The 1,086-nt window shown below is 64.6% G+C and carries 1 pseudogene; it reads right to left on the reverse strand.

The features are described 5' to 3' along the window. Window positions 1-1,013: pseudogene (locus C8P66_RS23410) on the reverse strand (IS1595 family transposase); the annotation flags it as partial. Between the last annotated feature and the right edge of the window lie 73 nt (window positions 1,014-1,086).

Here is a 1,086-nt window from a genome sequence, read left to right on the forward strand (position 1 = left end):
ACCACATGTAGGGTGCGTCCAAGCGCCGGAATATAGCTCGGCGTAGGTCGGCGCCTGAACTCTGCCGGCGATACCGAGCAGCGAACGGAAGGCATTGAACGGGAGAAGCGCCTGTTGAAGCGGAACGTGAACTCGTTGAGGTAGGCTTGCAGATGCTTGGCGCTCACGCCGTGGTGGATGCCGTTGAGCCAGGTCTTCAGATTGCTGAAGACGAGGTGGATGATCGGCATGAACTCCTCGGCCACCGCGGGATCGCCGCATTCGGCAATGGCGTGATGGTCATAGCCGCGTGCTCGCAGGCCACCATAGCCGCTCCAATCGTCGGTGACGATCAGCGAGCCCGGCATGACGGCGCTCTCGATGAACCCGCCCAGGGCATCGGCACTACGGTCGGAGGCGACGGCGAGGCGAACGCGACCGGCAAAGCGGCCGTCCTTGCGCTTGTCTTGCGCGGTGCCGGGCTTTCGGTGGCGAACTTCAACAGCAGCGGCAACCAGCGTCTTGTGGTGGACGCCTCGGCCCTCGCCGCGCGTCGGTCCGCCGACCCATGTTTCGTCGGCTTCGACATGCTCGCCCGCCGTGCCGCCGATCTGGTCTTGATCGGGCCGCACCATACCAGCGCGCAGTTTGTGCAGGATTCCGAAGGCGGTTTCATATCGCGTCAGCCCAAGCTGCCGCTGGAACTGCACCGCCGACATGCCGGGGGTCTGGCTGGCGACCAGATAGGCGGCCCAAAACCATGTCCTCAAAGGCGTGTGGCTGCGCTCCATGACCGTGCCGACCAGGAGACCGGTTTGGCGACGGCACCCGCGGCATTCCAGAACGCCGGGTCGGGTGACGATGCGCAAGGGTTCGCCGACCGCGCCGCAATGCCGGCAGATAAAGCCGTCAGGCCAGCGGGCGTGCTCAAGATAAGCTGCGCACGCCGTGTCATTGGGAAACTGCCGCTGGAACTCAGGGAGCGATCGAGGAAAAGCCAGACCGTCACGCTGGGCGATGTCCATGGCGATCATGACGCGCCTCGCCAATCCTGTTCAGCGGCCCACACTAGCCCTGGTAGCTGCCTGCCTCAACCGGATAGGCACG

The sequence above is a fragment of the Humitalea rosea genome, from assembly GCF_003253705.1.
GTDB classification, from domain to species: domain Bacteria; phylum Pseudomonadota; class Alphaproteobacteria; order Acetobacterales; family Acetobacteraceae; genus Humitalea; species Humitalea rosea.